Source organism: Hydrogenobacter hydrogenophilus (genome assembly GCF_900215655.1).
Classification (GTDB): Bacteria; Aquificota; Aquificia; order Aquificales; family Aquificaceae; genus Hydrogenobacter; species Hydrogenobacter hydrogenophilus.
The window spans coordinates 55,919-77,083 of sequence record NZ_OBEN01000001.1 but is presented as its reverse complement, the minus strand read 5'-3'; the positions used below and the strand labels follow the sequence as shown (position 1 = coordinate 77,083).

Annotated in this window: 20 protein-coding genes, 1 tRNA gene and 1 pseudogene; 4 read left to right on the top strand and 18 right to left on the bottom strand. The window is 41.4% G+C overall.

Translation table 11 applies throughout. The features are described 5' to 3' along the window. Positions 1 to 3: 3 nt before the first annotated feature. Positions 4 to 1,032 carry a zinc-binding dehydrogenase gene (locus tag CP948_RS00415; protein WP_096599959.1) on the top strand — a complete coding sequence of 343 codons (1,029 nt, stop codon included), beginning with the start codon at positions 4 to 6 and terminating at the stop codon, positions 1,030 to 1,032. Here CP948_RS00415 and CP948_RS00410 read toward each other — a convergent pair. The 13 genes from CP948_RS00410 to murB form a co-directional block, all read right to left on the bottom strand. Continuing rightward, complete coding sequence (locus CP948_RS00410; RefSeq protein WP_096599957.1) at positions 1,029 to 4,061, bottom strand: efflux RND transporter permease subunit; 3,033 nt, start codon at positions 4,059 to 4,061, stop codon at positions 1,029 to 1,031. The genes CP948_RS00415 and CP948_RS00410 overlap by 4 nt on opposite strands. Beyond that, entirely contained in the window at positions 4,052 to 6,043 is a 1,992-nt protein-coding gene (locus CP948_RS00405) for a heavy metal translocating P-type ATPase (protein ID WP_096599955.1), read from the bottom strand. The genes CP948_RS00410 and CP948_RS00405 overlap by 10 nt, the downstream gene beginning before the upstream one ends. A gap of 134 nt (positions 6,044 to 6,177) precedes the next feature. Next, positions 6,178 to 6,606: a nitrous oxide reductase accessory protein NosL gene (locus CP948_RS00400; RefSeq protein WP_096599953.1), complete on the bottom strand. Its 429-nt coding sequence runs from the start codon at positions 6,604 to 6,606 to the stop codon at positions 6,178 to 6,180. Beyond that, a complete protein-coding gene (locus tag CP948_RS00395; RefSeq protein WP_096599951.1) occupies positions 6,603 to 7,145 on the bottom strand; it encodes a DUF2231 domain-containing protein in 543 nt (180 codons plus the stop codon). The genes CP948_RS00400 and CP948_RS00395 overlap by 4 nt, the downstream gene beginning before the upstream one ends. Then, the gene (locus CP948_RS00390; protein ID WP_143441260.1) at positions 7,142 to 7,336 is read right to left on the bottom strand and encodes a hypothetical protein; all 195 of its coding nucleotides are present in this window, start codon (positions 7,334 to 7,336) and stop codon (positions 7,142 to 7,144) included. The genes CP948_RS00395 and CP948_RS00390 overlap by 4 nt, the downstream gene beginning before the upstream one ends. A 16-nt stretch (positions 7,337 to 7,352) precedes the next feature. After that, entirely contained in the window at positions 7,353 to 8,720 is a 1,368-nt protein-coding gene (locus CP948_RS00385; protein WP_096599947.1) for an efflux RND transporter periplasmic adaptor subunit, read from the bottom strand. Beyond that, a complete protein-coding gene (locus CP948_RS00380; RefSeq protein WP_096599945.1) occupies positions 8,717 to 9,889 on the bottom strand; it encodes a TolC family protein in 1,173 nt (390 codons plus the stop codon). The genes CP948_RS00385 and CP948_RS00380 overlap by 4 nt, the downstream gene beginning before the upstream one ends. A gap of 40 nt (positions 9,890 to 9,929) precedes the next feature. Further along, on the bottom strand, positions 9,930 to 10,202 hold the full coding sequence (locus CP948_RS00375; RefSeq protein ID WP_096599943.1) for a hypothetical protein: 273 nt from the start codon (positions 10,200 to 10,202) through the stop codon (positions 9,930 to 9,932). Beyond that, the gene (ftsZ, locus tag CP948_RS00370) at positions 10,199 to 11,281 is read right to left on the bottom strand and encodes a cell division protein FtsZ (protein ID WP_096599941.1); all 1,083 of its coding nucleotides are present in this window, start codon (positions 11,279 to 11,281) and stop codon (positions 10,199 to 10,201) included. Before ftsZ ends, CP948_RS00375 begins: the two co-directional genes overlap by 4 nt. A 13-nt stretch (positions 11,282 to 11,294) precedes the next feature. Then, positions 11,295 to 12,551: a cell division protein FtsA gene (gene ftsA / locus CP948_RS00365; RefSeq protein WP_096599938.1), complete on the bottom strand. Its 1,257-nt coding sequence runs from the start codon at positions 12,549 to 12,551 to the stop codon at positions 11,295 to 11,297. A gap of 2 nt (positions 12,552 to 12,553) precedes the next feature. After that, positions 12,554 to 13,279: a cell division protein FtsQ/DivIB gene (locus CP948_RS00360; RefSeq protein ID WP_096599936.1), complete on the bottom strand. Its 726-nt coding sequence runs from the start codon at positions 13,277 to 13,279 to the stop codon at positions 12,554 to 12,556. Positions 13,280 to 13,282: 3 nt separating this feature from the next. After that, entirely contained in the window at positions 13,283 to 14,140 is an 858-nt protein-coding gene (locus tag CP948_RS00355) for a D-alanine--D-alanine ligase family protein (RefSeq protein WP_245810059.1), read from the bottom strand. Further along, a complete protein-coding gene (murB, locus tag CP948_RS00350) occupies positions 14,121 to 14,999 on the bottom strand; it encodes a UDP-N-acetylmuramate dehydrogenase (protein ID WP_096599931.1) in 879 nt (292 codons plus the stop codon). The genes CP948_RS00355 and murB overlap by 20 nt, the downstream gene beginning before the upstream one ends. Before the next feature lie 34 nt (positions 15,000 to 15,033). Between murB and CP948_RS00345 the strand changes: the two genes are divergently transcribed. Next, a tRNA-Phe gene (locus tag CP948_RS00345) sits at positions 15,034 to 15,106 on the top strand. A gap of 154 nt (positions 15,107 to 15,260) precedes the next feature. On the opposite strand, the pseudogene CP948_RS00340 reads toward CP948_RS00345, so the two are convergent. Continuing rightward, positions 15,261 to 16,022 (bottom strand): annotated as a pseudogene (locus CP948_RS00340) (tRNA (5-methylaminomethyl-2-thiouridine)(34)-methyltransferase MnmD); the annotation flags it as partial. 15 nt (positions 16,023 to 16,037) lie between these two features. Here CP948_RS00340 and CP948_RS00335 point away from each other — a divergent pair. Further along, on the top strand, positions 16,038 to 16,946 hold the full coding sequence (locus tag CP948_RS00335) for a tetratricopeptide repeat protein (protein ID WP_096599929.1): 909 nt from the start codon (positions 16,038 to 16,040) through the stop codon (positions 16,944 to 16,946). Position 16,947: 1 nt separating this feature from the next. On the opposite strand, the gene pdxA is transcribed toward CP948_RS00335, so the two are convergent. Genes pdxA through CP948_RS00315 form a run of 4 tightly spaced genes read right to left on the bottom strand, consistent with a single transcriptional unit; the run spans position 16,948 to position 19,876 of the window. After that, complete coding sequence (gene pdxA, locus CP948_RS00330) at positions 16,948 to 17,913, bottom strand: 4-hydroxythreonine-4-phosphate dehydrogenase PdxA (protein WP_096599927.1); 966 nt, start codon at positions 17,911 to 17,913, stop codon at positions 16,948 to 16,950. Beyond that, positions 17,910 to 18,569 carry a rhomboid family intramembrane serine protease gene (locus tag CP948_RS00325; protein WP_096599925.1) on the bottom strand — a complete coding sequence of 220 codons (660 nt, stop codon included), beginning with the start codon at positions 18,567 to 18,569 and terminating at the stop codon, positions 17,910 to 17,912. Before CP948_RS00325 ends, pdxA begins: the two co-directional genes overlap by 4 nt. 21 nt (positions 18,570 to 18,590) lie before the next feature. Continuing rightward, positions 18,591 to 19,409, bottom strand: coding sequence for a DNA-methyltransferase (locus tag CP948_RS00320; protein WP_096599923.1), 819 nt, complete (start codon positions 19,407 to 19,409; stop codon positions 18,591 to 18,593). Next, the gene (locus CP948_RS00315; protein ID WP_096599921.1) at positions 19,406 to 19,876 is read right to left on the bottom strand and encodes a hypothetical protein; all 471 of its coding nucleotides are present in this window, start codon (positions 19,874 to 19,876) and stop codon (positions 19,406 to 19,408) included. Before CP948_RS00315 ends, CP948_RS00320 begins: the two co-directional genes overlap by 4 nt. An 84-nt stretch (positions 19,877 to 19,960) precedes the next feature. Between CP948_RS00315 and CP948_RS00310 the strand changes: the two genes are divergently transcribed. Further along, a complete protein-coding gene (locus tag CP948_RS00310) occupies positions 19,961 to 21,163 on the top strand; it encodes a hypothetical protein (RefSeq protein WP_096599919.1) in 1,203 nt (400 codons plus the stop codon). Positions 21,164 to 21,165 lie beyond the last annotated feature (2 nt).

Genomic DNA, 21,165 nt, shown 5'->3' with positions numbered 1-21,165 from the left:
ATTATGAAAGCAGTACTACTCAAAGCCTTTGGGGGAGTAGAGCATCTTGATTATGTAGAAGATTTCCCAATGCCAGAGATAAGAGAAGATGAGGTGCTCATCAAGGTAAAAGCGACCGCTCTAAACCATCTTGATATCTGGGTTAGAAAGGGTGCTTTAGCCATAAAGCCTGAACTTCCTCACATATTGGGTTCGGATGTTAGTGGTGTTGTGGAAAGGGTGGGAAATTTGGTAAGAAACGTAAAGGAAGGAGATGAGGTGATAGTCTCTCCGGGTCTCTCCTGTGGTGTCTGTTATGAGTGCCTGTCTGGTAGGGATAACTTGTGTAGGTATTACGATATACTGGGTCTTAAGACAAAGGGTGGCTATGCGGAGTATGTGAAAGTGCCAGCAAGGAATGTTATCCCAAAACCTAAGAACTTGAGCTTTGAGGAATCTGCAAGCTACCCTCTTACCTTTTTAACTGTTTGGAACGCTCTTGTAAGGAAGGGACAGATAAAACCATACAGCAAAGTGCTCATATGGGCTGGCTCTTCGGGTGTAGGTGTGGCAGGTATTCAGATAGCTAAATTGATGGGCGCTTTTGTTGTAGCTACCGCAGGAAGTGAGGAAAAGGCAAGAAGATGCAAAGATCTGGGTGCTGATTTGGTGATAAATCACTATCAGGAAGATGTGCCCAAGAGGGTAAGGGAGGTTTTCAAAGAGGGTGTTGATGTGGTGATGGATCATGTGGGAGAACAAACTTTCTCAAAAAGTATAGAGTGTCTCAAAAAAGGTGGCAAGTTAGTGTTCTTTGGGACTACCACAGGAAGCAATGCAAACATAGATATAAGGTACTTATTCGTAAGGGAGATAGAGCTCATAGGCACTTACATGGGACCATCTGCTGACCTTTTGAAGATATCAGAGCTTTTTGAAAGGGGACTTTTAAAGCCAGTAGTGGACAAGGTGTTTCATCTTTCACAGGCACGCGAAGCACACGAGTATTTAGAAGCATCAAAACACTTTGGCAAGGTTATACTCAAAATCTAACTGCGGTGTTTGAGGCTATAAAGCGCTGGTAAAACGAGTAGTGCTGTTAAAAAGGCAGAAACTACACCACCCAACATGGGTAGGGCTATTCGGGATATGACCTCCGCTCCAACACCTTTTAGGTATATGGCTGGTAACAAACCTGCTACAATGGCCATCATAGTCATAGCCTTGGGTCTTATCCTCTTTACCGCACCTTCGTATATGGCCTCTTCAAAGCTCCTGTCCTTTCTTTCCTCCAAGGACTTCATTATATAAACCACCATCACTATACCCATTTCTGCTGCAATTCCCAAAAGAGCTAAAAAACCAGCCACACTTGCCAAAGAAAGCTTATAGTCCAAAAGGTACATGAGCAAAAAGCCACCCAGCAAAGAAGACGGAAGGGTAAGAAGCACCAAAAAGGTCTCAAATACTCTACCGAGACTCATATAAACGAGGGCCACTATCAGAAGCAAAACAAGGGGCACTATTATTTTTAAGTCCTCCATGGCTTTTTGGTAATACTCAAACTGTCCGCTCCACTGATAGTAGTATCCTGCAGGAAGGGTTATTCCTTCCTTTATCCTTCTTTCACCATTTTTGACTATCTTTTCCAAGTCAGCAGATGGCTTTGGAGTTATGTATATGTAAGCGGTAAGCAAACCATTTTCTGATTTTATTTCCATGGGACTTTCCACCCTTTTTACCTGCGCAACCGCTCTTAGTGGCACGAGTTTGTCGCCAAGGGGCAAAATCAAATTCTCTATATCTTGTCTGTAATCTCTTGGAACACCAACGGTTATACCGTAGCGCTCTCTTCCAGAGATATAAACAGAAATGGGGCTGTTGGCAAGTAAGCTCTCCACCGCAGAGCTTAGTTCCTCTAAGTTCAAACCGTACAGCGCCAGTTTGTCTCTATCTGGGACTATCTCAAAGTAAGTAGCACCTGTAAGCCTATCCGCGTATATACTCATTACACCTTCCATGCCTCTGAGTGCTTTTTCAAGTTCAAGCACTAAGGTAGATAAAGTTTCTATGTCCTTCCCAAAAACTTTTATACCCAAAGGGGTCCTTATGCCTGTGCTAATCATGTCTATTCTTCCTTTTATAGGCATAGTCCAACTGTTTACAACACCGGGGAACTGTAAAGCTTTGTCAAGCTCAGAGATGAGCCTTTCATAGGTCATTCCCGAACGCCATTGGCTCTCAGGTTTTAGGGTTATGGTGGTCTCTATCATGGAGAGGGGTGCTGGGTCTGTGGGTGTATTTGCCCTCCCTGCTTTTCCAAAAACCGTATCTACTTCTGGAAAACTCTTTATGATCTTGTCTTGCAGAGTTAAGAGCCTTTGGACTTCTTGTATGGATATGCCGGGTGCGGTAATGGGCATGTAAAGAAGGGTGCCTTCTTTAAGGTCTGGCATGAACTCCCTACCTATACTTTTATAGAGCAGGTAGGTCAGGGGGAAGGACAAAAGCACAAGCACAAGGATAAGGTATCTTAGCTTTATAGAGACCTTAAAAAGGGGTGTGTAGGCTTTTATAAGTGCATTGACGATGGGATTTTTGTGTTCAGGCCATATCTTACCTCTACCCAAGTAGTAAAGCAGCGTAGGAAAAACTAAAAGGGATAATAAAGAGGCAACCAGCATGGAAAAAGTTTTAGTCAGCACCAGAGGACCAAAGAGCTTACCCGCTTGCCCTTTTAGAGCAAGCATGGGAAGGAATGAAACAGCAACCACCAGAAGCGCAAAAAATATGGGTTTTCCTACTTCCGAAGAGGATTCTATTATGGCTGTTTTTAGGTCTTTGCCTTCCTCTCTTTCTCTGCTGAAGGCTTCTACTAGCACTATACCCGCATCCACCATAGTGCCTATAGCTATGGCTATACCACCAAGGGACATGATGTTGGAATTTATACCCGTGTGGTTCATCAGGATAAAAGTGCCAAAAAGAGAAAGCAGTAAAAAGATTATCAAAACCAAGCTCAAGCTTATACTAAGCAGGAAAATACCTATAACTAACACTACCACTATGGATTCTTCTATCAACACCCTCCAAAGGTGCTTTACCGCCTTGTGTATGAGGTCTGACCTATCGTAGACGGGAACTATTTTTACATCTTCAGGAAGCCCTTTTTTGATCTCCTCAAGTTTCTTTTTGACCTCCTGAATGGTCTTGTAAGCATCTGCTCCGTAGCGTACAACCACAATACCACCTACCGTGTTGCCAAGACCGTTAAAGTCTGCGGTCCCCATACGCAAAGCGGGTGTTTCTATGACCTTTCCCAGATCTCCTACTCTTATGGGAATGCCGTTTACCTCTTTAACCACTGCTTTTTCTATGTCCTGCTTATCTTTTACATAACCCCTTGCCCTGACGAGAAACTCCCTGCCGTTTACCTCCACGTACTTACCACCCGTTTCAAGGTTTGAACCCTTGATAGCTTTAATGACATCCTCTAAGGATACACCGTAATGCATAAGGTGCTCAGGTTTTAGGATAAGTCTGTATTCTTTCTCAAAACCTCCTACATCTGCTACTTCTGCCACGTTGGGAACAGAAAGCAAAGCGTACCTTATGTAAAACCTCTGAAGGCTTAAAAGTTCATCAAGGCTTCTGTTTTCTGAGTACAGAGCGTACTGATACACCCAGCCTATACCCGTAGCGTCCGGTCCTAATTGAACCTTTGCCTGAGGTGGGAGCTGGTTTATCACGGAAGATAGCTTTTCAAGAACTCGCGACCTTGCCCAGTATATGTCAGTACCGTCTTCAAATATTACATAAACTAATGAATAGTTAGGAACAGAGTAGCCCCTTACCGCTTTAACCTTTGGAAGCCCAAGCATGGAAGAGACAAGAGGATATGTAAGCTGATCCTCTATCACCTGTGGTACCTGTCCCATCCATTCAGAGTATATGATGACCTGCGTATCTGTAAGATCCGGTAGAGCATCCAAAGGGGTATTTTTGATGGAATTAAGACCATAGAGGAAGATAAAGGCGAGAAAAACAATGACCACAAACCTGTAGCGCAGGATCAGTCCCACAGTGACCTCCTCAAAAGCAGGGAGTTCATAGCAACGATGAGTGTACTTACGCCCATGAGAACCGCTCCTACTGCTGGTTTTAGGACAATACCCCACGGGATAAAAACTCCAGCAGCCAAGGGAATGGCAACCACATTATAGCCTGTTGCCCAAAAGAGGTTCTGTAATATCTTTCTCGTACTTACTTCCGAAAGCTTTATGAGTCTTACCACATCTTGCGGGTCGTTCCTCACAAGTATGATATCCGCACTTTCTATGGCTATATGGGTACCAGAACCTATGGCTATACCCACATCAGCTTGGATCAGTGCAGGAGCGTCGTTTATGCCATCACCTACCATAGCAACCTTCATACTCGTTGATTGAAGATCCTTTACTTTTTGAACCTTTTCGTGAGGAAGTACCCTTGCGAAAAATTCGTCAATTCCAAGCTCCCTGGCCACATAACGTGCAGTCTCTTCTGAATCGCCCGTGATCATGATGACTTTTTTCCCCATTCTTTTTAACTCACCAACTGCCAAGTAAGATGCCTCCCTTATTCTGTCCGCTAAAGCTATAACACCAGAGAGCATGCCATCAATTGCTATTAAAACTACTGTTTTACCTTCGGATTCAAGCTCTTTAATCCTTTTTAGAAGCTCTTCGTCTTCTTTTACTTCCAGATCTTTCATAAGTAGTGTTGTACCTACTGCTATGTGATAACCCTTTACCTTACCTACCACACCCTTTCCAGGCACTGCTTTGAAGTCCTCAACTTCCTCAAGCTTTAATCCTTTTGAGTTTGCAGTTTCCACTATAGCACGCGCTATGACATGTTCCGATACTTTTTCAATACTTGCAGTTAACCTCAAAAGCTCATCCTCGGAAAGTTTTGAAGATAATACGTTGGTTATTCCAAATTTTCCTTCTGTAAGAGTTCCCGTTTTATCAAACACAACCGCATGAACATCCTTTAAGGTTTCAAGGGCCAGCCTATTTTTTACAAGTATGCCTTTCCTTGCAGAGTAAGATGTAGAAAAGGCAACTACAAGGGGTACTGCAAGACCAAGAGCATGTGGGCAGGCTATAACCATAACTGTTACTGCCCTCTCCACCGCAAACTGAAAGTCTTCTTTCAGGTAAAGCCAAAAAGCAAAGGATAGGACACCAACGCTGACTGCAATAACGGTGAGATAGAAAGCTCCTTGGTCTGCAACGCCTTGAAGTCTTGTCTTTGATTCTTGAGCGGACTTAACAAGCTTTATGACCTGACTTAAGTATGTTTCTTCACCTGTCTTTTCAACCCTAACTTTTATAGCACCTTCCATGTTTATAGAACCACCTATAACCTTATCACCCACGCTCTTCATTACTGGTTTAGATTCACCGGTAAGCATAGATTCGTCCACATGAGATACACCTTCCTCTATGGTGCCGTCTGTGGGTATTTTTTCTCCGGGTTTTACAAGGAGTAGGTCTCCGGGTTTTAGCTCAGATACAGGAACTTCAAGTATCTGAGAATCTTTTATAAGATTAGCTTTTGTAGGCATAAGCTTTACCATTTCCTCCACAGCCTTCTTTGCACCAAGAGTTGACCTCATCTCTATCCAATGTCCCCACAGCATGATCACTATGAGTGTGGTAAGTTCCCAGAAAAAATCCATACCGCCGAAGGCAGTGGTTGACATGCTGTAGATAAAGGCTACACAGATGGCAAGTCCTACAAGAGTCATCATACCGGGTTTTTTACGAGAAAGCTCTTGTACCATACCTTTTATGAAAAATGTGCCACCGTAAAGAAACACTATGGTAGAGAAAATAGGTACTATCCACTCACTGCCGGGGAAAGATGGCATGGAGAAACCTATAAGCTCCTGAAAGCTCTTTGAGTAAAGAAGAACAGGCACAGTCAGAAGAGTTGAGATTATAGCCCTCCACATTATATCTTTTGTGTGTTCTGTGTGCTCTGTGTGCGCTTTGTGTTGGTGATGATGGTGCTTCATGCTTCAGCCTTTAAGCAGGTACTTGGCAAAAGCAAGTATGCCAAGGATCAGAAACAAAACCGCTAACAGATAAAAGATGCCCATACCCCATCCCATTCCGTGCATATCCCACATCATCTTCATCACCTCCTCTTTTAGCGTATGTGTCCCATTTCAAGGTGCTGTAAAAAGTCCTTTGTTATGTCTCTAAGCTGGTATATCTTTCCTCTTTTTGCAAACTTCTGGGCAGTTATCTTGCTCTGAAAGGGGGCAAGGTCATATCCCATAGGTCCTTCCTTGATCACCACATAATAAGCCTTTGTGCCATCTATCCACTTACCGCTTTCGTAATCCTTAACCCAAAGCTCCGCTACTTTATCCTTGTTCTCAAGGTAATACTCAAGTATGTGTTTGGGAGACTCAGCATACTTGTACATACCGTCCTTGAGTTTCACTTGAGAGGTAAGCCTGGGGTCTATATTTACATCCATACCACACACCACGCATCTTGTTCCTTTAGGTGGTTCCTTAGGCTGTGCAAAAACTAAGGAAAGGCTAAGCAGTATCAAAAGTAAAGTTCTCATCTTTTTACCTCCACAGGTACTCCCACTGAATACTCATACACTAACCTGCCACCTAAGTATCCTTGGTACCAAACGCCAATGCAGAGAATTAAGTTTACGATTAAGAAAAGGTACATAAGAACCTTGCGTTTTATCATATGGTATAAAACTGCTGTTAAAAAACCAATAGAAGAAATAAAGAGCAATACAAAACCTACTTTCTGATGCAGGTGTAAGAGATCCATGGCTAGTTTTTGAGGGATAATGCCTTCTATATTTTCGTGTATAAAGTATCCTGTTAAAAGGGAAAGTGTTAAGGAGAATAGCGTAAGGAAACTCAGTATAGAAATCAAAGGTTCAAACCTTCTTCCTTTTAAAACGTGATAAGCACCAACAAGCAAAGTAGTAAAAGGCAAAACAATCCCAAAGTGAACCGCAGGTGGATGCAGTTTTACAATAGTCGGATAGGTTATAGTGCTATACTCTACATCTTCTTTGCCTTGGTGGATCTCATGAGAGAAGGAGAAAAGAAACATAAGTAAGAGTATTAACACCTTCATCTGAACACCTCCTCCATCTGCTTTTTAAGTTGTGGGTTATTCTCCAGAGCCTTTCTTACAGCATCTTTGTGCATAAGCATCATGGAAATTGACTGTTCTTGCTGACTTTGAGGAACATGTTGATGGCTTTCCTCCGCATAAGCAACTGCAAAGGATACATATAGAGCGCCGACAATTAAAGACTTTATCATGATGCACACCTCCTTTTTAATGATGATGCTCATGGCTTTTTGCTTCCTCTCCGTAAAGACCCTTTATCTGTGCCTCTGAGTCTAAGAGGAAACTACCCTTTACCACAACCCTTTCACCTTCTTTTAGACCTTCAAGAACCTCACACATGTCCTGAGTGCATCTTCCTACTCTTATATATCTTGGTTCGTATACGCCCCTCTCCTTCTCTACAAAAACCACCTGCCTTTTGCCTGTATCTACAACAGCAGATGAAGGCACCGCGAGCACAACTCCCAAAGGCTTTTCAAAGTAAACATCCACCAACTGGTTTATCTTGAGCTTTGTTTCTTTATCTGGTATGCTTATTCGTACCTTTATAGTCCTTGCTTGTCTGTCCGCCTCTGGGAAGATATAGTCTACTCTTCCCGTAAAGCTCTCTTCGCTACCCACTGGACTTATAAGCACCTGAGTGCCCCTTTTTACAAGGCTTGAGTATTCCTGAGGTACCTCTGCAATAACCCACACACTGCTTATGTCAGCAATTTTATAAGCTGTATCGCCCGCTTTGGTGTAGCCTCCCGCATAGACCTTCTTTTCTAAAATAACACCCCTATAAGGAGATGTTATAACTTCGCCAACTTTCAGGTAGTTTAATTTTTCAAGCACCGCTTTTTCCAGATCCTTCCTTCCAAGCTCCTTAGCAAGCTTTAGCTCCTCTTTTGCTATCTGCACATCAGGGTTTACTACCCTCATAAGGGGTGTGCCCCTGTTTATAAGCTCTCCTTCAAATCTTCCGAATGTATCAAGCACCCACCCATCGCTCCTGAGAGTTATCTCATAAACCCTTGAAAGGTCATAACTTACATACCCTACAGCGTTAAAGCTATCCATCAACTCTTGCTTTCTCACCTCCTGAGTGTATATGCCTATAAGCTGAAGCTTTTGCGGGTCAATAGTTATACCTTCTGTCTTACTTTCTTCGGAGCTTGAGGCTTTCAAAGGTATGGAAAGGGTCTTTTTTATAACTTTACCATCTGTTTGAACCACTAACTGCCACTGTCCAGCCATACTTATGTTTACCTGTCCTCTGTAAACTCCTTCTTTTACCTTTTGTAGCAAAGCATCTTCTCTCATCTCACCCATTCCAGGCATGGGTGGCATGTAAAAATAAAGGCTTTCTATACTTCCTGAAGGTTTAACCACAATAAAAAGTTCGTTTTTACCAACTTGGAGCTTCCCATCCCGAGCGTAAAGGTCTATCTTTTTGCCTTCCTCAGAAAGAGAAAGAACCTTTACATATCCTGAAGGTATCTCTCCCTTGTTTCCTTTCTTATTTAAGTAGAAGAAGACACCACCAAGCACAACAAGTAAAGCCAAAAGCACCAAAGGTATAAACTTTTTCATAGAAGTGCCTCCAGCTGAGGTATCAGCTTTTTCAAGCTTAGTTCCAGTTCAAGCCTGCCAAGTTCCAGCTCCCATACTTCCCTGTAAAGCCTCAGAATGTCCCTAAAGTCTGCTTTCCCAAAGCTATAAGAAAGCTCCAGAGCCCTAAGTTCGTTCCTTTTTTCTTTTAAGAGTTTCTGTGTAAGTTCCAAAAGTTCTCTGTTTTTTTCGTATTCTACTTTGAGGTCTTTAAGCTGTCTTTTTAGCTCAAGCTGTAGTTCCCTTATTTCCTCCTCCTTTGATCTTATCTCTTCCTGCTTTTCCAAAACCATCATATTTTCCTTGCTTGACTTGTATATAGGAAGCGTAAAACCAAGCCTTACACTAAACATGTCGCTTAAAGAAGGCCTTGCCATGTATTCAACCATAAGTTCTATGTCTGGCAGGTATTCCACTCTTTTTCTCCTTAGCTCTAACTTTAGACTCTCTAACTGCGCATACCTTTCCCTAAGGTACGGGCTTCTGGTTAGGTCTATTCCTTCAAAGTTAGGAGTATCCCAATTTACTTCTTCACCTTTTAGCTCAAAGCTTTTACCCACTAAGTAGTCTATGCGATTTTTGTATATCTCCCTTTGATAATGCAAGTCTGATATTTCTCTCATCAGCTTTATTTTGTCTGCTTCTACGGAGAGGATATCTGCAAGATTGGCTTTCTGATACTTGTAGTTCTCCTCCGCTATCCTTTTTAGGTTATTTAGCTCTTTTTCTATGGACTTAAGAATCTCTTCCTTTTTAAAGGTATACGTCCATTCAAGATAAGTAATTTTTATGTCTCTTATTAGCTCTCTCTTGATAACTTCTATACTTTTTTCCACCTCAAGCATTTTGTTTTTTGTTATTAAAGCTTCAAGGTCTCTTTTTACAGGCAGAATGTAAGTTTGAGAGAATCCTACTACAAAGCCACTCATGGGCTCTGTTGAGTTGGGGTAGGGCTTGTTTAAAGGTAAGTTGTTAAAACCAGCGTAGATAGTGGGATTAGGAAGAGTTTTTGAATACCTTTCTTTGTATCTTATGCTCTCTTTTAATCTCTCGTATTGCCTTACTTTTGGTGAGTTCTCAAGGGCGTAAGATATTAAGTTATCTAACTCTCCTCCCCAAGATAAGGCAAAAAGCAGGAGAAGTAAAAGCATAGGCTAATGTTAAAGCTCTTGAGATTTAAAGTCAATACTTTTATTTAACTTTATTTTTATACACAAATAACACCACTTTTTTATTAATTTTATCTTCCCTTATAACGCAGACGTGCGTGATGCTCTCGCAAAAGTGTGGGAAAAGTTCTCCTGTCTGTCTGTTTAGGTAATAAACCCTGTCATCTTTATGCAGGTCCTGAGAAAAGCTTTTTAGGTCCTTTACAAAAAGTTCTATGCTTGGAGCGTTTTTGTAGCCGTAAACTAAACCCAAGATAAAGGATAGAGCCTTGTTTTTGGTCTCTACTCTTCTCATAGCTTTCTCTTTCTTCTTAGATACGCAGGTATGTCCTCTATCTCTGGCTGTACTGGTTCTATGATGGTTTCTGGGACTACCTTCTTTATCTCCTTAGGTTCTGGTTTTTTAACCACCTTAAGGTGTGTGTGAGTTTGTGCATCCTCAAAATCCGTTGCAACCACCGCAACGCGCATAAAGTTTTCTTTTGTATCCTCCAGCACAGCACCGAATATTATGAGAGCGTCTTCGTGAGCTGACTCTCTTATCCTGCCTATGGTTTCTTCCACATCTCTGAAAGGCACATCCTCACTGACCCAAAGGGTGATGAGGAGTCTTCTGGCACCTTCAACACTGTTGCCTTCTAAGAGAGGACTTGTTATGGCTTGCTCTATGGCATAGTCTCTTCTGCCATCGCCTTTTCCTTCTCCCATACCAATAAGGGCAAGTCCTCCTTTCTCCATAACAGTTCTCACATCTGCAAAGTCTACATTTATAAGAGCAGGTGTCACCACTATACTGGTTATACCTCTTACCGCCTTTGAGAGCACATCGTCCACCATCTTGAAGGCATCTTTTATACTAAAGTTTCTATCTGCCATCTCTGCAAGTTTCTGGTTGTTTATGACTATGTAAGTATCTACCACATCCTTTAGTCTTTCAAGGCCTTCTAAAGCGACCTGCATTCTTTTGGGACCTTCAAAAGAGAAGGGTTTGGTAGTCACCGCAACGGTGAGGATACCCATCTCCTTGGCAGTTTCTGCGATCACCGGTGCTGCACCCGTTCCCGTACCACCACCTAAGCCTACCGCCAAAAAGAGCATATCTGTACCTCTGAGGACCTCCCTTATCTTGTCTATGTCCTCAAGAGCTGCTTGTTCTCCTATCTGAGGTTTTGCCCCCGCACCTAATCCTTTTGTGACTTTTTCTCCTATCTGTATTTTGTTAGGTACACTCAGTGAGGTTAAATGCTGTATGTCCGTATTTATGGCAAAGAGTTCCACACCTTCTATTCCATCAAGGTACATACGGTTTACAGCATTTGAACCACCTCCACCCACACCGAACACTTTTATACGTGTAGGATTAACGCTTTCCATATCTTTTTACCTCCTATATTACATCCTTAAAAAAATCCTTTATCTTGGTGAAAATAGACCTAACATCCACTTTTCCTTTTACCACGCTATTTTCTTGAGAATTCCGCAATAGGTCTTTTTTACCTGAAAACTGTTCCTCGTAAGCAAGCTTGAGAAGACCTACACCTGTAGAAAAGGACGGATCCTGGATCTTCTCCTTTAGTCCTATCACACCAGTAGGATATCCCACCCTTACAGGAAGGTCAAAGTACCTCTCAAGAAACTCCCTCATACCAGCAAGTTTAGCACACCCCCCCGTGATCACCACACCTGCGTTTACCGAGTCAAGCTTTATCCCCTGTGAGCTCATGAGTTCTAAGACCTTGTCCATGATCTCCTCAAGCCTTATCTGTATGACTTCCGCCAGCTGTTTTTTACTTATCATGGTTTCCTTTTCCTCTCCTCTGGGTTTTATTTTAATCCTTTCTGTTTCGCTCACAAGGTCCGCTATGGCAAAGCCTTGCTCTATCTTTATCCTCTCTGCCTGTTCGCTTGTGATCTTCATAAAGTGTGCTATGTCTTTTGTTATGTTTATGCCTCCCATGGGGACGCTTCCCGTCATAATGGGTGAACCTTCAGCGTAAAGTATAAAATCTGTAAGCCCTGCACCCATGTCTAAAAGAAGCACACCCTCCTCTTTTTCCTCCAACGTTAGCACCGCTTCTGAAGAAGCTATAGAAGATAAAAATCTGTTAGCGATCTTAAGTCCGCTTGAAGCGATGGCTTTTTCAAGATTTCTCAGCATGCTACTGCCTACCTTGACTACATGCACCTCTGCAGATAGCCTTGAACCCAAAAGTCCCACTGGGTCTATAACCCCTTCTTGGTCGTCCAATACAAACTTCCTAGGAATGGCGCTTATTACCTCAAATCCGTCTTCCTTAGCTCTGGTTATGGCTCTTTCTATGAGCCTGTCTATGTGCAGATGGTCTATCTCTATGGGTTGCGGTGATACACTTATGGTATCTTTCTCATTCTGGCTTTTTATGTTAGGACCAGAAATGCCTATAACAACAGTGTCTATGCGCTCACCAGACATCTCCTGAGCCTCTTTTAGAGCACTCAGTATGGTATGGACAGCAAGGTCCAACCTTGTTATGTATCCCCTGTCTATACCTTTTGATGGCACCTCTCCCACACCCACTATGTGTATATCTCCATAACTGTCCACTTCACCTACAAGCAGGGCAACCTTACTGGTACCTATATCCAAGGAAGTTATTAGTTTCATGATTACTCCCCACCTTTTATTACTGCCATGCCTTGTGTTGTTAGGTCAATCTCTTTTGCCTTCATACTTATATTATAGATACGCTCTAATCTTTTTAAAATGTCCTGGTCTATTTGCTCTAAAGGAGGAAGAAGTACTTTGGTGTCATCAGTTGTGTAAACAAAAGTACTTACATCGCTCAAATAAATGTCCTTTAAAGGTAGATGATTTTCACACACTTCTACCAAGTTTTTCAATACAGAAAAGTTGTCTTTTACGAGTTTTACACTGTGCGTGTATATGTAAGGTTTCTTTTCTGTAATGTATTTAGAAAAAAAAGGTACGCCTTTATCATCGAAAAAAACAGTCTTTTTTCCTTCAAAGACAGTTATAAAAGGTGTTCTCTCCTTCACATGTAGCCTTAAAAAAACACCATCCTTATGAAAAATCCTATCTATTCTCACATCTTCTACGGAATTACCCGTGAGGGTGTTAAGAACATCTAAGAGCCTGCCTTCATTTATGAAAAGCCAGTTATTTTTTAGTTCCACTACCGCCTCGGAAAATACATAGGTTGGTATGGTGGTATTGCCTTCTACCTCAACGGCTTTCACTTTGAAGTAGGGTAGTGTATCCACAAAAACAGGCAGGAAAAAACCCGCCAGAGCCATGGAGGAGATCCAAACCATTGCCAAGACATAGCTTACCCCAGTATACTTACTCCCCGTGCTCTTCCCCTCTTTTTTCATAGCTTAAAATAATAACATATGTACCATTCTTTTAAAATCAATGCCTTTTTTCATGCACATCATAGGAAATAGGCTTAGCTCCGTCATACCGGGTATGGTATTGGCTTCTAACACATACGGAGTACCATCTTCTGAAAGTCTAAAATCTATCCTTGATATATCTTTGAGCTCCAAGTATTTGTGCACTTTTAAAGCTATATCCTGAAGCTTTTTTATTAGCTCATCGTCTTCTAAAAAGATATACTCAGACATACCCTTAGTGTATTTGCTCTCATAGTCATAAATGTTTCTTTTTGGGCGCACTTCTAAAGGTGGTAGGGCTTGATCTTTGAGTATACCTACTGTTATGTCTCTACCTTCTATATACTCCTCTATAAGTACCTTTTGGGAAATGTTAAAGATTTTTCTTATTGCTGAGTTTAACTCCTCTTTTTCCTTTACTAAATAGAGCCCTACGCTTGAGCCTTGATCTGCCGGCTTTACTATGGCTGGGAACTTGTCCCAGTTTATTTCCTCACCTCTGCGCACACACACTCCGTTGGGTACTGGTATATGGTGATAGGTAAGTATCTTTTTGGTTATCTCCTTGTCCATGGCAAGACAGCTACCCAGAACTCCTGAGCCTGTGTAGGGAATACCGAGGATATCCAGAAGTCCCTGCACTCTTCCGTCCTCTCCGTAAGTGCCGTGAAGTGCTATAAACACCTTATCAGGTTTTAGCTCAAGGAGTTTTTGGCAGAGGGTTTCGTCTAAGTCAAGAGGAATAGCTTCGTGTCCTAACTCTCTCAAAGCTTTCAAGATGGCATTTCCTGTTTTTATGGAGATCTCCCTCTCTTGGGACTTACCTCCCATAAGCACCACAACTCTCAATTAGCCTTACCTCCTCTTCAAGCTCTATGCCAAATTCTTCGTAAACTCTCTTCTTGGCTTCTTGCAGTATCTTAATCACTTCTGTAAATTTACCTCTTCCTAAGTTCACTAAGAAGTTGGCATGCAAGTCAGAAAGAGCGGTATCACCTACCCTATAACCTTTCATACCCACTTTTTCAAGAAGCTCTCCTGCGTAAGTACCAGGGGGATTTTTAAAAGTAGAGCCTGAAGTGGGCATGTTTATGGGTTGTGTGCGTTTTCGCCTTTCCTTTATAAGTTGGTACTCATTTTTTACATCAAAATCTGCAATGTCAAACTCAAAATCAGCTCTTAGCACTATACCCATCTTTGGAAAAGGAGAAGACCTATATCCAAAGCTAAGTTCTTCAGCAGAAAACCTTTCTATAGTGCCGTCCCAAGCCATAACCAAAAGGCTCTTTATGTGTTGGGATATTTCACAGCCGAAGGCTCCTGCATTCATAGCAACAGCACCACCTACGGTGGCAGGAAAACCCGCAAGCCTGTAAATACCCTGTAGGTTCATATCTACTGCAAGTTTGATGAGCTGTGAAAGGAGCACCCCGCACTCTGCAGACACATAAACTTTATCCCCTTCTCGCCTAACCTTCATTTCTCTGAGCTCTCGCGTCACTATAACTACACCTTTGTAGTCTCCAAATATGGTATTAGAACCCCTTCCGAGAAAAAACACAGGAAGGTCCTTATCCTGAGCAAAACTTATAGCATGATATACCTCCTCGTAGGTGGAAGGAAAACACAAAAAACTTGCTTTTCCACCTATCTTTATAGTGGTGTAGTTTGTTAGGTCTGCTTCCTTTTCTATGCGCATCCTTTTTAAAATCTATTATAATGTTTTCTTATAAGGCCCGGTAGCTCAGTTGGTAGAGCACCCGGCTGAAAACCGGGGTGTCGGCGGTTCGATTCCGCCCTGGGCCATTTTGAGAAGTTCCACATTTATCCTATAGTTTATGAGTATCTCAAGAGGCTCTGCCTTTAGCGTCTCATCCCTGAAGGGTGTTGCGTAAGGTGATGTAATTAGCTTTTTTAATTCCTCTGCGGTCAGAAGATCCCTTAAGGTAAGAGATGCTACAGTGCCTCCTTTTTTCCTCCCTACGCTTTGTGAAGTTGCGATACCAAAGCCTAACATCTTTAGAGCCTTGCGCACCGCTAAAGAAGAGGTGTAGGATACCCAAATGCCTTCCAAAGATATGTGTATTTTTATTTCTCTTAAAAACTCATAGGTCCATAACTCTGGATTTCTGTAAGGAGAAAATCCGTCGTGAAACACCGCATCTGCAAAAAAGTTCTCAATTTTTCTTATGCTCTCTCTTGCATCCCCCAAAAGAAGCCTAAAACTTATCCCATCTTTACAGAATTCTGGAAGTCCATCAAGCAAAAGCTTCTGATAGCCTTTATAAGGTTCAGGCAAAAGGGGTATGATTTCTGGAAGTTCCTTTTCAAAGGATATTATCTCCACCTGCGCGTAAGGATTTACAGTTTTTATACGCTCCAAAGCAACTGCCAAGTTATAACCTAAACCAAACCCCACATCTAATATTCTTACCTTTCCCTTTTGTGCCTTTTTGACTATCTGAGAGGGCTCTATAAACTTTACAAGACACTCACTTATAGCTCCTGCTGTTAAGCTGTGGTAAGGCTCTCCGTACTTATCGCTTATGAGGGTCAAACTACCATCTTGGGTAGCTATAATACCCCTTGCCTCTACAGAAGGCTTGAGCCAAGCTTTTATATCTTTGATGATGTTATCTGTGCTTCTTTCATCAAGAGTGAGTCCTCTTTCTGAAAGACATCTTTCAAGGGTTGAAAAAATCTGGTAATCTAAGCTTTCCATGATACAATTTTACCCGTGAAAAAACTTAGGAACAAAATCTTTTTTTTGCCCTTTGTGTTTTTAACATCGTGTGCTCAGGTGGTTTTTTATCCAGAAGAGTGTCAACATTACATAAAAGCTGGGAACTATCAAAAAGCTATAGAAATAAGCAAAACCGCCATAGAGGCTTACCCCAGGAACGCAGAACCTTACTTGTGCCTGAGTACGGCATACCTTCATAAAGGGGAACTGGAAAATGCTATAAACACCATGAAAAAAGCAGAGCAAGTGGCACCATCTTACGAAGATCTTGCTGTTATTTATAATCGCTTAGGCTTTATGTATCATCTGAAAGGAGACACAATTAAAGCGCTTGAATATCACCAAAAGCACCTTTCTATAAGCAGGGAGTTAGACGATACAAAAGGTCAGTTTATTGCTAATGTAAATATAGCGGATATATACCAGAGTATGGGAGATTACACAAAAGCAATAGAGTATTACCAGAAGTCCACACATTTCATTTCTGACCCAAAAGACGGAGTTTTAGTCTACAGAAACATAGCTCAAGCTTATGTTAAACAAGGAAAATACAAGGATGCTATTGAAAATTATAAGATGGCTTATAAGTATGCAGAAAAAACAGGTGATAAAAAACTTATTGGAGCTTTGCTTATAGATTTGGGGGATGCATATAGGTTAAATAGGGACTTTAAGAGTGCTTCTGAATATCTCATAAGAGGCTTGGAAATAGCCAAGGCACAAAAAGACAAACAGCTTATGGCGCATGCATACTTAAAATTAGGCCTTTTCTACAGAGATAGATCAGACCTTAGCTCTGCAAAAGAGTTTCTCAAAAGAGCTTACGAAATCTATATTTCTACAAACAATAAAAGGAAAGCTCAAGAAGTACTTGAGCAGATAAAGGAAATAGAAAGAAGGTAAACTACTCTAAACATCTCTCTGCCAATTTTTCACACAGCTTAAGAGCGTTCAAAGAGGATGAGACTTCCGCTATACCCTTCCACGCTATGTCGTAAGCGGTTCCGTGATCCGGAGATGTTCTTACAAAAGGTATACCAATGGTTAAATTCACACCTTCATTAAAGGCAAATATCTTGAAAGGAATAAGCCCTTGGTCATGATACATACACAAAAACACATCAAAAGCATCAGGTTTTAGAAATGCACTATCCGGAGAGAGAGGTCCTTCTACCTTAAAACCTTCACCTTTTAACTTTTCCACAGCAGGTAGGATCTCTTCCATATCCTCTCTACCTATCTGTCCCATCTCTCCCGCATGTGGATTCAAACCAAGAACGCCTACAGATGGCTCATAGCCAAAGAGCCTTTTAAACTCACGCACTACAAGTCTTACCTTCTGATCTATCTTTTCCTTTTTCACATGCGTTATGGCTTCACTGAGGGGTATGTGTGTAGAAAGAAGAACCACTTTTATCCTCTCTGAATACATGAGCATGGCATAATCTTTTGTACTAAAAGCCTGAGCAAGAAACTCTGTTTGACCTTCGTAAGAAAATCCAGCAAGCTTAGCCCAGAACTTGTTTATAGGCATGGTCAAAAGCCCATGTATTTTACGGTAAACAGCATCTACCACAGCCCTTCCCAAGTAAGCAACAGCAACTTTACCAGAAGTTAAAGAAGGCATGGGTCTTTCTGTTTCGCATATATCAAGGTCCGCTATATAAATACCCGGAGCATTTACTTCATCTATCGTGTATATGTCTTTCATCTCAACACTCTTTCCCAAAAGCTCTTGTGCGTGTTTTATTATCTTTTTCTCACCGTACACTATGTAAGCTTTTTGGGGATCTAAGTGATCCAAAAGCTTTACGATCAGTTCTGGACCAACTCCTGCAGGATCTCCTATGGTTATACCTATCCTTATCATAAGTAGTACCACCCCTTTCGGTAAAAGAACCTAACAAGCAAGTATCCCACACCAAACCCACCTATGTGAGCAAACCACGCTACACCACCCCCATGCGCAAAAGGAAGGGTAAGAATACCATTAAACACTTGAATAAGTATCCACAGACCTATGAAAAGAACAGCAGGCACCTCAACGAAAGTTAAAAAGATAAATATGGGGACCAAAGCTAATATTCTGGCATGAGGGAAGAGCCAAAGGTATGCACCCAACACCCCACTTATGGCACCACTTGCCCCCACCATAGGCACATCAGCTCCACCAAACAAGAAGCTCACTATAGTTTGCAAAAGTGCAGCACCCAGACCTGAAAGCAGATAAAAAACCAAATACCTTAACCTCCCAAGCCTATCTTCCACATTATCCCCAAAGACCCACAAAAACCACATATTGCCTATGATGTGTAGCCAGCTTCCGTGCAGAAACATGTGAGTGATCAAAGTGTAGGGTCTATAAAGGATATCAACAGGTACAAGTCCATAGTGGTATATAAAAAGGTTCATTTCCTCCTCATCAAGACTAACCTGATGCAACCAGACAGCGGAACAAATTAGTATGATCAGAAGATTCACCAAAGGAAAACTTCTGCTCCTATTGATGTCCTTTATAGGAAACATTCTATAAGTATAACAAGATTTTTATCGTGAGCTTCTTTTGTTCCAGAGTCCCATACTCTTCCTCTCTTTGAAGGTGAGTTCAGTAGTATGCAAAGCTATCTCCCTAAGAACCGCCTGTCTCTCTTTGTGTGCCTGAGCGAGCCTCTCTTGAGCGTAGCGCACATACTCTTCTGATATATCTATACCTATGTAGTCCTTACCAAGCAATTTGCTCGCCACTAAGGTAGTTCCAGTCCCGCAAAAAGGATCTATTACCACACCTTTTTCTTGTCCAAGAATGGAATAAATGATCCTCACAGGAAGCTCTAAGGGGAAAACCGCAGGATGATCCTTGTGTCCTGTTTCAGGTCTTATTTCCCACACAGAGGTAAGTTTGGCATGCTCAGGTTTTAGTTCTTTTGGTTTTCCCTTTACCAGCCAGTAAATCCTCTCATCTACATGCCAAAAGCGCCATCCTCTTATATTGCCTGCTATCTTTCTGTTCCATATGATCTCCTGCCACAAGTCCCACTTGGTTTTACTAAGCCACTCCAAAGGATGTATCATCTTACCCTTTTCGTACCTTACCTTGTGGTTGTAGAAAAAGCTTCCCCCCTGTTTTATAACCCTGTGGAGTTCGTTAAGCACTTCTACCTGCCAAGCTTGGTATTCCTCTTCTGGCATGCTGTCTTTAAAGCCCTTGTAAATCACTCTACTAACTAACCATCCACCGTTTTTCTCCTTTTTGTTGTAGGGGGGAGAAGTGATACCCAAGTCTATGCTGTTGTCTGGTATTTCCCTGAGGACCTGTAGAACATCACCACATATCACTTTGTTTAGAAAGTTCTCAATAGCGCTCATGATGTTTTTACCTCAAAAAGAGATATAAGGTCTTTTGAAAGGTATTCTTTAAAATCCTGCCAATCTCTTCTTAGATACGCTAACTTAAAGTGAGGGCAGTTTATGTAGTCCTTGAGAGAAAAGCTCGCAGACCTTAAGTATTCGCCTGACTTTCTTCCGCTCGGAAACCGCTTTTTCAGAAGCTTTTCAAGTCTGTCTTTTAAGCACTCGAACTTAACCTCTATGATGTAGATGAGCTTTCCTTTTACAAATCCAGAGATCAAAACATTAGGGTTATTTCTAAGATCTGCTAAAAGCCTTTCTTCAGTGTAGTCATTGAAGCTTCCCCCGCCGTTTAATTTTTTCTTAGTATTTTCAGTGTTTTGAGGCTTTACTTCACAGTGTTGAACCTTACCCGTTTGAACATCCATTCTATACCCATTGTAGCCAAGCTTTTCTAAGTTAGGCTCAAAACCGCATAGCCACAAAGTAGTTAGCTCTTTTTTTGAGGGTTTCGTTCATGTTTTTTATGATACTACACTATATTCCCAATCAAGCACATATTTTTATGTATGAAGGAAAGCTTAAAACTTCTTTTCCTGATAGTAGCCTATAACTTTATACTAGAGTACATCTCAGAGAAACTTCCAATAAAACTGTTTCCTGATGACCTTCAAAGCTTTGTGATGTTAATGTCTTTTGATTCTGCACTTTACCTTGCGTGGTTTTTTGGTTATAGATACAGCACTTTGGCTTGGCTCTCTTACCTATTTTTCTTCCAAATACTGGGCTTATCTTTGATCACGCAGAGTTTTGACCCAATAACCCATTTTACACCATCTTTTCTGATCACGCTTATATTTCTGTCGCTATTCGAATCCCCAACGGAAAGACACACAAAAGAGCTCCTTGAGGAGAAAAAAAGACTTGAGAGTGAGTTAGAAAGAAACAGAAGGGAGCTGGAAAACATAAAAGAGCAGGTAAGGTTAGCGGAAGATCTGGTGAATCTACTAAGAAGGGAAAAGGAGCAAGTGGAGGTAAAACTCAGTCAGCTTGAAGAAAGCCAAAGTATGGAAAAACAGAAGCTTTTAAAAGAGAGGGAAGAGCTTATACAGAGAATAAACCAAGCACAGATGCATCTGAATGAATACCGAAGCAGGCTTGAAAGGCTCACAGAAGCCAACAGAAAGCTCTTTGAACTTATTGATTTATTACAGAGACAGGAAGATAAAAACCAAAAGGGAGAGATAGCACAGCTAAGAAAGGAAAGAAAAAGATTAGTAAAGGAACTTTTACAGTTAGAATCCCTTTTGGAAGAGTATTCAAAAGAGAACACAGAGCTGAAACTTGAAATATCAAAGATAAGATCTCATTTAGAAGATGTGAGCCAAAAGAAAGAACTTTTAGAGTTGGAACTTCAGGAGCTGAAAAAACAGATTAATACCAAAGGAGAAATATATAGGGAGATCTTAAACGTCTTTCTTGAAAACATAGAGATGGAAGACAGAGCCATAAGCGAGTTTATGCACCTTCCGATAGAGAAAAAGCGCGAGTTTATCAAAGAGCTTTTGATACTAAACATGAAGGAAGAGGGAGAACCTTTGGAAAGTATGAAAGGGCTTAAAAATGTTTTTAAGCTAAAACCAAGGGGTGGACGAATATACTTCACCTTTGGAGAAAAAAGAAGATGGAAGGTGTTAGGGCTTATAGCTTCTGAAGATGACAAGGACAAAGAAAAATACGCAAAGGAGATTTTGATAAAATATATGCAGTAAAA